The sequence below is a fragment of the Citricoccus sp. CH26A genome (genome assembly GCF_000224415.1).
Classification (GTDB): domain Bacteria; phylum Actinomycetota; class Actinomycetes; order Actinomycetales; family Micrococcaceae; genus Citricoccus.
In genome coordinates, this window is sequence record NZ_AFXQ01000032.1 from 1 (window position 1) to 13328 (window position 13328).

Annotated in this window: 10 protein-coding genes; 6 read left to right on the top strand and 4 right to left on the bottom strand. The window is 64.8% G+C overall.

What is annotated here, in order from left to right:
* Positions 1-63: 63 nt before the first annotated feature.
* Both CITRI_RS0114080 and CITRI_RS19475 read left to right on the top strand, forming a co-directional pair.
* Positions 64-936 carry a YaaC family protein gene (locus CITRI_RS0114080; protein ID WP_141566128.1) on the top strand — a complete coding sequence of 291 codons (873 nt, stop codon included), beginning with the start codon at positions 64-66 and terminating at the stop codon, positions 934-936.
* A gap of 447 nt (positions 937-1383) precedes the next feature.
* Positions 1384-2592 carry a HEPN domain-containing protein gene (locus tag CITRI_RS19475; RefSeq protein WP_141566129.1) on the top strand — a complete coding sequence of 403 codons (1209 nt, stop codon included), beginning with the start codon at positions 1384-1386 and terminating at the stop codon, positions 2590-2592.
* Between the two features lie 267 nt (positions 2593-2859).
* Here CITRI_RS19475 and CITRI_RS18575 read toward each other — a convergent pair whose 3' ends face one another.
* Positions 2860-3957: a C45 family peptidase gene (locus CITRI_RS18575; RefSeq protein ID WP_010145550.1), complete on the bottom strand. Its 1098-nt coding sequence runs from the start codon at positions 3955-3957 to the stop codon at positions 2860-2862.
* Positions 3958-4108: 151 nt separating this feature from the next.
* Between CITRI_RS18575 and CITRI_RS0114095 the strand changes: the two genes are divergently transcribed.
* The 3 genes from CITRI_RS0114095 to CITRI_RS0114105 all read left to right on the top strand — a co-directional run bounded on the left by CITRI_RS0114095 (position 4109) and on the right by CITRI_RS0114105 (position 7808).
* Entirely contained in the window at positions 4109-5527 is a 1419-nt protein-coding gene (locus tag CITRI_RS0114095) for an amino acid permease (RefSeq protein ID WP_010145551.1), read from the top strand.
* Between the two features lie 63 nt (positions 5528-5590).
* On the top strand, positions 5591-6835 hold the full coding sequence (locus CITRI_RS0114100; RefSeq protein ID WP_010145552.1) for a pyridoxal phosphate-dependent aminotransferase: 1245 nt from the start codon (positions 5591-5593) through the stop codon (positions 6833-6835).
* Between the two features lie 85 nt (positions 6836-6920).
* Positions 6921-7808, top strand: coding sequence for a MurR/RpiR family transcriptional regulator (locus tag CITRI_RS0114105; protein ID WP_010145553.1), 888 nt, complete (start codon positions 6921-6923; stop codon positions 7806-7808).
* Positions 7809-8269: 461 nt separating this feature from the next.
* Here the strand turns inward: CITRI_RS0114105 and CITRI_RS19950 are convergent, their stop codons facing one another.
* Both CITRI_RS19950 and CITRI_RS17945 read right to left on the bottom strand, forming a co-directional pair.
* Positions 8270-8605 carry a hypothetical protein gene (locus CITRI_RS19950; RefSeq protein WP_010145554.1) on the bottom strand — a complete coding sequence of 112 codons (336 nt, stop codon included), beginning with the start codon at positions 8603-8605 and terminating at the stop codon, positions 8270-8272.
* A complete protein-coding gene (locus CITRI_RS17945) occupies positions 8602-9735 on the bottom strand; it encodes an APC family permease (RefSeq protein ID WP_255347902.1) in 1134 nt (377 codons plus the stop codon). Before CITRI_RS17945 ends, CITRI_RS19950 begins: the two co-directional genes overlap by 4 nt.
* Before the next feature lie 1412 nt (positions 9736-11147).
* Between CITRI_RS17945 and CITRI_RS20430 the strand changes: the two genes are divergently transcribed.
* Positions 11148-11864, top strand: coding sequence for a C40 family peptidase (locus tag CITRI_RS20430; protein WP_010145556.1), 717 nt, complete (start codon positions 11148-11150; stop codon positions 11862-11864).
* Between the two features lie 88 nt (positions 11865-11952).
* Here the strand turns inward: CITRI_RS20430 and CITRI_RS0114120 are convergent, their stop codons facing one another.
* The gene (locus tag CITRI_RS0114120) at positions 11953-13116 is read right to left on the bottom strand and encodes an acyl-CoA dehydrogenase family protein (RefSeq protein ID WP_010145558.1); all 1164 of its coding nucleotides are present in this window, start codon (positions 13114-13116) and stop codon (positions 11953-11955) included.
* Positions 13117-13328: the final 212 nt, after the last annotated feature.

Consider the following 13328-nt stretch of genomic DNA (forward strand, 5'->3'; position numbering starts at 1 on the left):
AATGCCGCCGAGGCCTGGCGGAACATAAGAGCACTCCGCTCAAGCCCTCCCACAACTGCCCCTATGAACGATGCCCGCAGAAGACTCTTCAATAGCTCCCTAGAGCAGGCGCAGCAGCAGTTTGAAGCAGCACGGCTGGTGGGCTTCGAATCCCGGGCGCTTAATCTCTACTACGGCCTGTCGCAGGCCGGCCGCGCCATATCCGCCGCCATGACCCCGGCCGGCACCAACCAGTCTCCCGATGTGAGTGGCCACGGCCTCAAGGTCCTTGACCTACCTGGCACCAAGCCCCAGAAGCTCTTCGATATGCAAGTCAAAGGCTCGGGTAGCGACAACACGTCCTATCGCCGGCTGGCTTCTCTGCTGGATTCGGACCACCTATCAGCTCCGGTTTCCTTGGGGTCAATCTGGCACATGCTCCCGGACCTGTACCTGGACCGCCCCATCGGGAGTTACGCGGAGCCCCGCTGGCCAGAAAGGCCCTACACCCAGGAGAACGAAAAGACCTTCAAGCTGCAGGCGACCGCCGCGGAGATGCAGGATGGTGAGGTCGAACTCCGGCGTCAGTACCCCGATCTTGCGGCAGCGCGGCTCGTCAAATATGGCGGGGGCCCGCACAACGTCAACGCCGACGGTGCGCGAACGGACGAAGCCGTGTTCTCCTACGACGGCCGAAATCCTGCCCGGGCCTACCTGAGCACCCACTTGTTAATGCCCGTGGCGACCGCCGGGGACGGGGCAAAGGCGCTTGAGCCCGTGCTGGCGTGGTGGATCTTGCTCTATTCCTTGTCCATGATTACGCGGTATCAACCCGTCGCGTGGACGGAAATGATCGATGTGAACCGTTCTAAAGTGGCTGTTCCTATCGAGGCCGCTCTGACCAAGGCCCTTGACACGGTACCAGCCTTGATCCATGCGACTTTGACCGGTTCTTGAGGGCGACCTGTCCCGCCAGTGCGGCTCCTGTCGCTACCGCCGATAACGGCGCATGAGTCCAGCAGGCGCTCTGGTGTGGTCCCGTTCTGACCCAGCGCCCAGTCTTCACCGCCGTCCAGCTGCACCGACTTTTCAAGTTGAACTCTCGGGCTTCACGTAGCCGGTGGGCCTTCTCCAGATTCGTCTGGCTAATCTGGGTACATGTCGGACGACGTGATTAGCCCCTCTCTGTGGCGTGTCACTAATAAAGCTTTCTGGGCGGCGAAATCTGCGGGAGACGCCTATTTGACCGCAGGAAAATATGCCGCCCGCCTGACAAAGCCAGAATGGAAGATTAATTCCTCGGACTGGCCCGCATGTGTCGGTGGCTCAAGGCTCTTAGGGACGGCTTCGGATCCTCCAGACTGGAGAGAAATGTTCAGCGTGGGCACGCCTGTCGGAGGAGGGGTGTCAATTACTGAGGTTCCAGATCTCGAATCTGCTTGCTCTGATGTTGTCGAACTCGCCATGTCTGACCCCGCCATTGAGCGAGCGGTATCCCTCGCCTCTCTGGCTTACAAGGACAACCCAGAGGAACGTCGCCATCAGATCGCGTTCGAATTTTTGCGAACTCTTGGAACCCTGCTCAATCGCGCGGACGCCCTTGACTCGTGGGGTGACGACGAAGTTCAAACGATCTACCGTGAGTGGGAAAAGGGGGCGTTCCTTCCGGAACTGCCCGGAGATCTCGTAATTCCAATTGTGTTGGGGGCCCTCCCGGATGATGTGAGTGTTCTCCGCATGTCGAAGAACATACGGATAGAGCGAATGGATGCTGCAACGCAGGTCGCTCGAGCGCCACGGCTGGACACGACGGGGGCCATTAATCCATTCCTTCGAGCTGCTGCGACCCATGCCATTGTCGTAGCCGACGTCTCGATCAACAGCGAGCGGCTTAGATGGACGACTCCACGTGATGAGCTCGATCTCACGGCCGTGGACACCGCCCTAGAAGCCTTGTCGATACTCACGGGAGATCCGGATATTGGCTATGCCGATATCTTCGTCCGTCCACACGGTTGGTCCAAGGGATGGGTGGGGGACCATCCCGCGCTTATAAGGCTGACCGATGTGGAGAAAGTGCCAAGAAACCGCGGTGCGAACTGGAATGAGCAGCGTACGCCATACGATGCAGAGCGCGTCGCATACCTGCCTACAGCGTTTCAACGACTCCAGGATGCTGCGCCAAAGGTTCGTCTTGCATCTCGACGGGTTGTGAGGGCTGCCCTGCGCGACGATGCAGAGGATGCTTTCTTGGACGCCATGATCGGGGTCGAGGCGCTGCTTGGTCGGGAACGCAACGAGATCACTTACCGTCTTGCGTTGCGGGCAGCTACAGTTCTGGCGCGCGAATGGGGCGCGGGTGAAGTCTCCGCTCTGGTGACGTTCCTCTACGGTCAACGCTCTGCCATCGTGCATGGCGCAGGGAAGGTGAAGGAATCTGTCTCTTTTCACGGCACGGAATACGCCACGCATGTGCTGGCTCCCTGGCTGCTCCGTGAGCTATTTCAAAACTGGCTGACGGCGCCCGAACCATGGACACCTGCGGACTTAGATAACAAACTGCTCAGTCGCCTCACGGATCCGTCTAACCGCCAGGACGGCCCAGAAGGGTGATGAGCCTGCTCAGGCCGTGATGACTCGGAAATGTCCCTCCATGGGCACGCCGTATCGAAAGTCAGCTCTGTACGACTCTGACGCGACGTCTTTTTGGGCTTAGTTCTGGAACACAAATACATGGCGTGTCGTGATCCTCGACCCCTGCCGTGGGGGAGTGTCCCAGTTCCAAGGAATTGGGACGACTGACTCTGGCCTTCCGGGTCGTCCGTCGGTTCCCTGCCTGCCTCCACCGCGGTGCCCCTGGCGGGTAGTTCCGTTCCGGCGTCAGTGCAGCTGGGCGAGCGGCACGGATTCTTGGGTTCCGGAGTGCCCGCGGGCGGTGAGTTCTGCGCGGTCGAGGTCTAGGACGACGCTGCACAGGGTCATCAGGGGGTCCGTTCCGGCGGCGGTTCGATGTACGCCGCGTGGCAGGGGTCGGCCCGAGAGGGTGTCGATGAACCAATCCACGTCAGGCTCTTCCGCGGGCGGGCCTGCGGTGGTGAGTGCTGCGCCTCGGGCCTGGCTTTCTTCGTATCCGCCGAGTTGCCGGGTCGCTGACCCGGCCGCGTTGAGGGATCCTCGATCGATGCTGGAGGGCAGGAATTTGAGGTGGTTGGTGTGCCACTCGAAGGGCCGTTCAGGAGTCAGCGAGGTGGTGTTCACCTGTCCGGCGGCGGATTCGGCAACGATAACGGTGCCGGTGGTGGTATCGCCGATGGTGTAGGCGAAGCCGCCTGCGGTGGGATGGTCGCGCAGATAGGCGGCGACTTCGTCGGCCGTGGCGGCCTGTTGGGCGCCACGGGCCACGAAGTGGCGTCCAACCGCCACGGGTGGGTCCACGACCTGGATGTGGTTGATGCCCCAGCCCACGCCGTGGCCATTGATGGTGAACGCGTTGGCGGGAACGAATCCGGGGTACCACAGGGCGGTGACGGGCACATCACCGTCCATGCGCAGGGTCAGGAACATCATGTATCCGTCCAAGGCGGGCGCGGCGTCCTCATTGTGGGCTACAAAGGCGCGCGAGCCGCGCCAGGCCAGATCGGTGCACCCGGTGCCGTCGCCGGTGCCGATGTCCCCGCGAAGGTTTGCCAGCAGCAGGTCCTCGAAGGGCAGCCCGGCCCCCTCGGCGAGGGCCTCCAGTTCTTTCAGTTCGGGGCTGTGCGTACGCGCGGTGGCGTCCACCAGCTCGTCGAAACGGGTCCGTCCGTGTGGGGTGGACCGCCAGGCCAGCAGGCCCTCGCGCTCGGGCAGTCGGGATTGGACCGCCGCGATAGGCTCTGCGGTCAGCTGGCCCAGGGCCTTGAAGGCGTCGTAACGCTCTCCGGTGATCGTGAGGTGCCTCAGTCCGGCGAGCCGGCTCTCGGTGATATAGGCAGCCATCGAGCTTCCTCCTTCGGGGAGTGTTACGGGTTCACGCCCTCAAATGCAATAAAAGTAATCTTCTGCTCTTGCAATGCAACTGCAGTTGCACTAGATGTTAGCAGGATCATATTGCATCGCTTAGATGCTTCCGTCGAACTGAGGAGTTCGCATGACATCCACCGTCCATTCCGAGAGTCCGCAACTGCGCGGTGTCCTGACCAATCGGAAGATGACGATGATCGCCATCGGCGGAGTGATTGGCGCCGGGCTGTTCGTCGGCAGCGGCAGCGCCATAGCCATGGCCGGGCCTGCGGTGCTGGTGGCCTACGGGGCCGTAGCCCTGATCGTTATCTGCGTGATGCGGATGTTGGCTGAGATGGCGGTCGCCGAGCCGAATACGGGTTCCTTCTCTGCATATGCCGACAGGCACCTCGGCCCTTGGGCCGGCACCACCGTCGGCTGGCTGTACTCCTACCAGTGGTGTGTGACGATCGGTTTCGAAGCTGTCGTCGGGGCGGCCCTGTTGAACCTCATGTTGCCCGGGCTGCCAACCTGGCTGATCGCGTTGGTCCTGATGTTCTCTCTCATCAGCGTGAATCTGGCCAAGGTGGAGTCCTTCGGCACATTCGAGTTCTGGTTCGCGATGATCAAGGTGGGGGCGATTATCGCCTTCTTGGTCATCGGCGGCGTCGCCATTGTGGGCCTGTTTCCGGGTACGCCCGCACCCGGGCTGGAGAATCTCACCGGCCAGGGTGGCTTCGCCCCCAATGGCTGGGGCGCGGTGCTGACCGCCTCGCTGGTGGTCTTCTTCTCCTTCTTCGGCACGGAGGCGGTCACGATCGCTGCCGGCGAGGCCAAGGATCCGGCCCGCGCGGTGCGCAAAGGCATGAACAGTGTGGTGTGGCGGATCCTGCTCTTCTACATCGGCTCGATCATCGTCGTCGTCACCCTCATCCCGTGGAACTCCACGGACGTCATCGAGAGCCCCTACGTGGCCGTGCTGAGCTCGCTCGACATTCCGTTTGCCGCCGGTTTGATGAACTTCATCGTCCTCACCGCGGTGCTCTCGTGCCTCAATGCCGGGATCTACACCTCCTCGCGCATGATCTTCTCCCTGGCTCAGCGTGGTGAGGGGCCGCGGATCCTGGCGCGCACCAATCGCAGCGGCACCCCCGTGGCTGCGGTCTTGCTGGCCTCCTCGGTGGGCCTGTTCACCGTGGTCGCCAACTACTTCTTCCCCACGCAGGCGGTCTACGAGTTCCTGTTGGCCTCTTCCGGATCGGTGGCCGTGCTGGTCTACCTGATCATCACGCTCACTCACCTCAAGGCCCGACCCCGCCTGCTGCGGGAGCACCCCGAGGGCCTGACCGTGAAGATGTGGGCCTACCCCGTCCTGGATGTCATCGTGCTTCTCGCTCTGCTGGCCGTCATCGGAGGCATGGCCCTGACCGAAGCCACCCTTCAGTCGCTGGTGCTGACCCTGGGCGTCGCCGCCGTGCTTGTAGTACTCAGCGTCGTCCGTCAGCGCCGGATGGCCCGCCGCCGCGCCCGCGTCTACGAGGAGGGAGTCCACCAACCTGTGGCATAATGCAACTAAAGTTGCATAAGTTCCAGTACCGACACGTTCAGTTGCGTCAAAGGAAGAGCGCTCATGACCATGCATTCGGCCACCCTGGCCATCAATGAAACGCTGCAGACCAAAAAGGCTGCCGGGGAGAAGGTCCTGCACCTGGGGTTTGGGGAAGCAGGCCTGCCCGTGCCCACGGACGTCCTGGCGTGTCTGCAGGAGGCGGCCGGACGCAATTCCTACGGGGCCGTGGTCGGCTCGGAGGAAGCACGGTCGGCAGCGGCGGGTTGGTTCACCCGGCGTGAGGTACCCACCTCGGCCGAACAGATCATCTTCGCCCCCGGATCCAAGGCCCTGCTCTTCGCACTGCTGGCCGTCCTGGAGGGCGACCTGGTGCTTCCCGCCCCCGCGTGGGTCAGCTATGCAGCCCAGGCGGACATGGTCGACAAGGCCCTACTGCGGATCCCCATCCCGGCCGAGGCCGGCGGGGTGCCCGATCCGGCCCTGCTGGAGGACGCGCTGCAGGGGCACATCGCGGCCGGGGGCAAACCCGGCATCCTGTTGTTGACCATTCCGGACAACCCGACCGGCACCGTGGCCTCCCCGCAGGCCGTGGCAGACGTCTGCGCGGTGGCCGAGCGGTATGGGCTGGTCGTGATCTGTGATGAGATCTATGCCGAGGTGTGCCACACCGGCAAGGCCCCTAGCGCGTTGAGCTATCTGCCAGAGCGCACCGTGGTGACCAGCGGCCTGAGCAAGTCCATGGCTCTGGGTGGATGGCGCATCGGCTTCGCTCGGGTGCCGGGCAATGACTGGGGCCGGGAGCTGATGGACGAGCTTATCGGGGCGGCCAGCGAGATCTGGTCCAGCCTGGCTGCGCCGATGCAGGCGGTGGCCGCCTACGTTCTGTCCGACCCCCGGCCCGTGACCGACTACATCGCCCGCGCCCGGGCCTTGCACGCCCGGGTTGCCGCGGCAGTGCACGCGGTCTTTGCCGAGGCCGGCGCGACCTGCCGGACGCCGGACGCCGGTTTCTACCTCTACCCGGACTTCGAGCCGGTCCGGGATCGCCTGGACGCCAAGGGCATCAGCACCGGAGAGCAGCTGGCCGACTGGTTGCTGCTCAAGCACTCCGTGGGCATTCTGCCCGGCTCGGCCTTCGGTGACGAGACCGGCGGGCTGCGTGCACGGGTGGCCACGAGCCTGCTCTACGGCGAGACGGAGCAGCAGCGCTGGGAGGCTCTGCGCTCCGATGACCCGGTGGCTCTGCCGTGGATCCAGGAGGCCCTCGAGCACCTTCGCGTTGCCCTGAGCGATCTCACTGCCTGAGCCACGTGCCGGGACCCTGGGTCCGGAACCCCGCGATCGGGCTGCCCGGACCCAGGGGTGCCCGCTCGTGCGACATAGTAGGAGGATGCAGAACGTGTCACCCCCGCAGTCCTATCCGGAACTGCGCGCCGTGCTCCAGGAGCGCATGCCGGCCATGTCGAAGGGCCAGCAACGCATCGCCACGGTCCTGCTCTCAGATCCGGAAGGGACTGCGTTCCGCACCATTGCCAAGACCGCCGAGGCCGCGGAGGTCCACCAGTCCTCACTCGTGCGTTTCGCCACCGCCCTGGGCCTGAAGGGCTACCCAGCTCTGGTCCACCTGTGCCGGGCACACCTCAGCGACCAGGCGCACCTGGTGCGCCGATTTGAACAGGCCACCACGGACTCCTCCTCCGAGGGGTTGATGAACGCGGTGCTGGAGCACGAAAAACAGAACCTCTCCCGCACCTTCGCCCGCATCCAGCCCGAGCAGTGGGACCAGGCCGTTGAATTGCTGGCCAGCGCACCGGCCGTGCATGTGATTGGTCTGCGCAAGTGCCTGCCCGTCGCTCAGCTGTTCAGCTACCTGCTGCACCTGGTCCGCCCGGACGTCCACCTGCTGGCTCCCGCCGCCGGCATGCTCGTCGACGAGATCCGGGACATGAAGGCGGGGGACGTGTTCGTGGGCATCTCCTTGCGCCGCTACACGGCCGACACCGTACGCACCTTCCGCGCTGCCAAGCAGCGTGGCCTGCACACCATCGCCCTTACCGACAACCCGTCCTCCCCGCTGTCCGATGCCGACGTCACCTTCTACGTCGACAGCCAAGGCGTGCACATTCTCCGCTCCATCTCGGCATTTATCTCCCTCGTGCAGACCTTGGCCACTGCCGTCGCCTTCGCCAAGGGCGCCGACAGCCGCTCCAAGCTGAACGTGGACGAGGAACTTCTTCAATCCATGAACATCTACTGGGAAGAAAAGGGCCACGGCTAACTCCACGCAGAACTGACCGTGCAGACGCCTGGCGAAAACACCCGCGACGCCCACCCAGATGTACCAACCCTCTGCCCAGCCAGGCCTCAGAGCTGTCCCGACGAGAGTGTCCAAGATGCGGTTTAAGACCCCCTCTGACGGCATGCTTCCGTGGGGTCCGAGGATGTAAGGGAAGGCATACCCGGTTGTGAGTCTTGGTGGTGGCTGGTCTGGGACTGACTGGCAGGATTGGTGCTGACCCTGCCATTTCCTCCGGTATAGCGGCTGCCCGTTAAATTGGAACGGGTGCCCCCCCTGGCACAGACTTCTGGCGAGTTCGCCAGGTAACTCCCGAACAGCTGCGGTCGGGGCCTACCGTCAGTGACCGGGAGGAGGCCCCCGGGAATTCGTTCCCCTGGGGCGGCTGAATTTCTGAGTACGGCTGTTCCGAGGGCGCCTGTGTGAGCTGGACTCCGGGCCTGTCAGTCCAGGCTGAGCCGGTGGTGCCGCGAGGCGGCCAACGGGCCAGCGGCGAATGCCCCGAGCAACAGTGTCAGCACACCGATGGACAGCGGCCCGTATCCGGTCTCTCCGACGAGGGAGGGCAGGTTGGTGATGATGATTGCCAGGAAGCCGAGCAGCCCTGCCAGTCCCAAGGCCGGTGCGATGCGTCGTTTCCAAGTGTTGCCGCCGCGCTGGGTTCGGGTGAAGAACACTAGGACAGCGGTGCTGGTGGCCACCAGCAGCAGCACCACCCCGACGGAGGAGATCCCGCCGAGCCAGGTGTAGAGCTCGGCGACCGGATCCAGACCGGTCACGACGGCGAGCAGGACCAGGATGCCGGTGATGACCGAGACGGCCAGGGACGCGGTGGACGGGGCCAGGTGCCGGGGGTGGACGCGGCCAAGCCGGGCGCCGAGTACTCCGCGTGCTCCGAGCTGGAAGAGATAGCGGGTGGCGATGTTGTGGAAGGACAGGATGCAGGCGAATAGGCTGGTGACGAAGAGCAACTGGATGATGTGTCCGCCCGCCGCCCCGAGGTAGAGCACCGTGGTGTCCTGCAGCAAGGTTCCGGGGCCTCGGTGGCCGCCTGGACCGCTCGGGAGTCGCCGATGGCACCGATGAGCAGCCAGGCCGAGACGGCGTAGAAGACGCCGATACCGATGAGTGAGATGTACGTGGCACGTGGAATGGTCCGCTCGGGATCCCGTGCCTCATCCCGGAACACAGCGGTGGCCTCAAACCCCACGAAGCTGAGGATGGCGAAGAGGATACCGACGCCGGGGGCGCCGGAGACGATCTGCGTCGGGGTGATGATGCCCGTGGAGAACCCCTCCGGCCCACCGCCCGAGAAGACGACGGCGGCATCAAGGACCAGCACGATGGCAACTTCGGCCAGCAACAGGATGGCCAGGACCTTGCCGGAGATCTCGATGTTCCGGAACCCTAGTACGCCCGCCGCGGCGAAGGCGACGGTCGCGCCGATCCACCAGGGGATCTCCGGGCCGCCATAGGACGTGACGAGGGCAGCGATGCCCGGGCCGATCAACCCGTACACGCCGGCCGCCAGGGCCAGGTAGGCCAGCAGGGCCACGAAGGCCGCACCGAGCCCGGCTCCCTGCCCCAGCCCGCGGGCGACGTACGAGTAGAACGCGCCGGCGGTCTTCACGAACCCGGTCATCTGGGTGAAGCCGACCGCGAAGAGCAACAACACGACGGTGGCGACCACGTAGGCGAACGGGAAACCGATGCCGTTGCCCCCGGCGATCCCCAGCGGGACCGGGCCGCCAATGACGCCCAGCGGCGACGCGGCGGCCACGACAATGAAGACGATCGAAGCCGTGCCGAGATTGCGTCGCAATCTCGGACGCGCGGTCACCCCTGCATCAGAATCAACGACGACTGGCGGTACCGAGGCAGAGATCGACGGGGGTGCTGGCTGGGACATGACGGCCTCCGAAAGACGACGTGGGATTCAGAGGCTAGAGACGTTGCTTCAGATGCCCCAGGCAACGGTCACGCATCGACACACAGAGGCCGATGGTGTTCAACTCCCCGATCCCAGAGCCGATCATGACGCCTGTGAGTCATTGCATGACGCCAGAAGACCAGGCCTAAACATCCGTCCAGCACCCACCAGGGACGAGCATGTTCCGCACTGCCGGACCCCACAAGGAGGACTGACACGAAGCCGCCGAGAGAAGAGCTGGCGCCCACGAGGAGGGTGCATCGAATCAAATACGCAGAGCCTAAGTGCTGGTCTTACGTATCGGGACCTGCGTATTCCGCTGGTTATCCGGCTGCGGGGCTGGTGAGAAGCTTGCGGCTCCGGCAGGGTTGTTCGCATAATGTGCGAGAACTTCGCAGGGGACGCGATTTCCGGTCAGAGCGCCACGCAAGCCCGGGTCAGGACGCGGTTTGATGTCACTCGTTCCCGGGCCGACCAGAATGGACGACCGAGGGCGTCCTCGGAAACCGGCTGCACGGCCTCCATCACGGGGAAGTCATCCAAGCTAGCAGATTCGCATCCAACGCGAACATGTCATGGTCAGGTTGACGTAATCAGGCTTATAGGTTGAGAATCAACGAGAGTTTTGCACCTGCTGCAACTCCCGTTGGTTGAACGCCGATAACCATTCTTGCGTCAACTATTGGATTGACCATGTGCATTTCTCGCACATCGTGAAGATCCGGAGCGGGATCGTCCGTGGCAAAGCGGCAGGCGCAGAGCCATCCATGGTGCTTGCCGCTTCTTCGGGCCCCCCTCCGCGATGCGCATTCCTTTCATGCAATCCCGCAGCGTCAGGGCCTCATCGACTGTCGACCAGGAAGTACCTAATCAGGGACTAGGGGAAAGGCTGGACGGGATCGCTGCAGAGCGCCTATTCCTTGAGAAGTAGTGAGATCGTTTAGGGCTCCGGCGCCGCCGCACTCGAATACGACGGGCCAGCACTTGTGTCGGCACCTACGGGGTGTGGCCCGAATCGATCCTTCGCCCATGCCCGTCAGCCAGCTATGGGTGGGTTCGGCGTGGATCCCCTGGCGCACGTGCCTGAACCGATGGCCGGAGCCGTCGCCGAAAGATCATCGAGGGCCGCTATTCACCGCTCCACCAGCCTGGCGGAGGGCCGGAAATCCGCCGGTCGGAGCGGTCTGTCTCCTTCCAGCGTGATGAGTTAATCACGAAGTGGTAACGTCGAGAGCCGGCCGGTGAGGGGCGATGTCGCCGTCAGCGTCCGCTTGCATGGCGTTTTCAGGAAACACTCAGCAGGCAGCCAGCGTCCAGCCAGGTTGCGATTCAATAACATTCGTGTACGGTGTATAACGATCCGATTACACGCGAAGCATTGAGAGCATCCCATGACCTACTCTTCCCGCCGTGCCCGCCTCCTCGCCGAGAAGCAGGCCCGCCGCACTCACCGTCGCCGTTCCCTGACCGTCAGCGTCGCCGGCCTGGCCACCGTCGCCGGAGCCACCATCGCCGGGGTGGCCCCGGCCGCGGCCAACGACGGCGGCGCCGCCACCGTCGACTACTCGGCCCAGCAGGGTTACAGCTGGAGCGCGGGCGCCTCGTCCTCCACCGCCACCTCCACCGCCGGCACCTCCGCTGCCGGTGAGTCGTACGACTACACCCCGGCCTCAACCGGTTCGTCCCAGGCGACCTACCAGCTGGCGTCCTACACCACCTCCTCCGCCAGCGGCTGGCGCGCGGACGTGGCCCAGTGGGCCACCGCCAAGGCAGCCGATCCGAGCGTCTACTACAGCTGGGGTGGCAACGGCCCCACCGCCTATGACTGCTCCGGCTTCACCCAGAGCGCCTTCGCCCAGGCCGGCAAGAGCATCCCGCGGGGCTCCTCGGCGCAGTTCTCCGGGGGGCAGAAGGTCTCCGTGAACAACCTCCGGGTGGGTGACCTGGTGTTCTGGTCCAACAACGGCTCGGGTTCCGGTGTCTACCACGTGGCCATCTACATCGGCAACGGCAAGATCGCGCACGCCCGCAACCCGCAGATGGGCGTGTCCGTCACCAACCTGAACTACAGCCCCACCAACATGCTCGGCACCGCCGTCCGGTACTGAGCAGAACCCTCCGGGATCCCTGCGGGATCCTGACGGCTCAGGGCCCGGTCGTCCGCGATGCGGATGGCCGGGCCCTGCCGCGTCCGTCTCACAGGTTGCGGGCGATGAGCTCCTTCATGATCTCGTTCGTCCCGCCGTAGATCCGCTGTACCCGGGCATCGGCGTACAGCCTGCCGATCGGATACTCGAGCATGTAGCCGTACCCGCCGAACAGCTGCACGCAGCGGTCGATGACCGTGCCCTGCAGGTCGGTGGAGTAGTACTTCGCGCGCGAGGCCATGGCGGCGTCGAGCTGGCCGTCCACGTGCAGGGCGACGCAGTGGTCCAGGAAGGTCCGGGCCACCAGGACCTCGGTGCTGACCTCGGCCAGCGTGAACCGGGTGTTCTGGAAATCGAAGACCTTCTGCCCGAACGCCTCGCGCTGGCGGGTGTAGTCCAGCGCCAGTTCGAACGCCAGCTCGGCGTAACCGACCGCCGTGATCGCGATCGCCAGCCGTTCCTGCGGCAGCTGGGCCATCAGCTGGTAGAACCCCTGGCCCTCCCGCTCGCCCAGCAGGTTCGACGCCGGCACGCGCACGTCCGTGAAGGACAGCTCGCGGGTGTCCTGGCCGTGCTGGCCGACCTTGGACAACACTCGTCCGCGCTCGAACCCGGCCAGGCCCTCGGTCTCCACCGCGATCAGGGACACCCCGCGCGCACCCTCCCCGCCGGTCCGCGCCACCACGATGATCAGCCCGCCGTGGGTGGCATTGGTGATGAAGGTCTTGGACCCGTTGATCACGTAGTGGTCGCCCTCGAGCCGGGCGGTGGTGCGGATGTTCTTTAGGTCCGAGCCGGTGGAGGGCTCCGTCATGGCGATCGCGCCGATGAGCTCGCCGCTGGCCATCCGCGGCAGCCAGGAGCGCTTCTGCTCCTCGGAGCCGTAGGCGAGCACGTAGTGCGCCACGATCGTGGAGTGGATGGAGTACCCCAGGGACCCGTCCCCGGCCCTGCCCTGCTCCCACAGCACCGCGGCCTCGTGGGCGAAGCCCCCTCCACCACCGCCGTACTCCTCCGGAACGGAGATGCAGAGCAGTCCGGCCTGCCCGGCGGCGAGCCACGTCCCGGAGTCCACCTGGTGCTGCGCGGCGAAGCGTTCGGTGTGGGGCGTGAGTTCCCGGGCGAAGAAGGAGCGGGCGAGGTCGGCGACGTCGGCCACCTCGTCCTTCAGCCACGGGGAGACATAGGCGGGGGTGCGGACGGTGGCGGCCACGGGAGCTCCTGGATCGGTACGGTGCGGGAACGACAGGCGGAGGGGAGTCGTCGTCCCTGTCAGGGCACCGTATGCACCGGGATCGGTTCGGGGCAATGGCGACGACGCCGGACAGGTGCGGCACCACCGGGTGCCGCACCTGTCCTGTCGACCGGGCCCGCGGGGGCGCCACCGGCCCGGTGGCGGGACTCGTGCCGCGTCAGGACGACCTC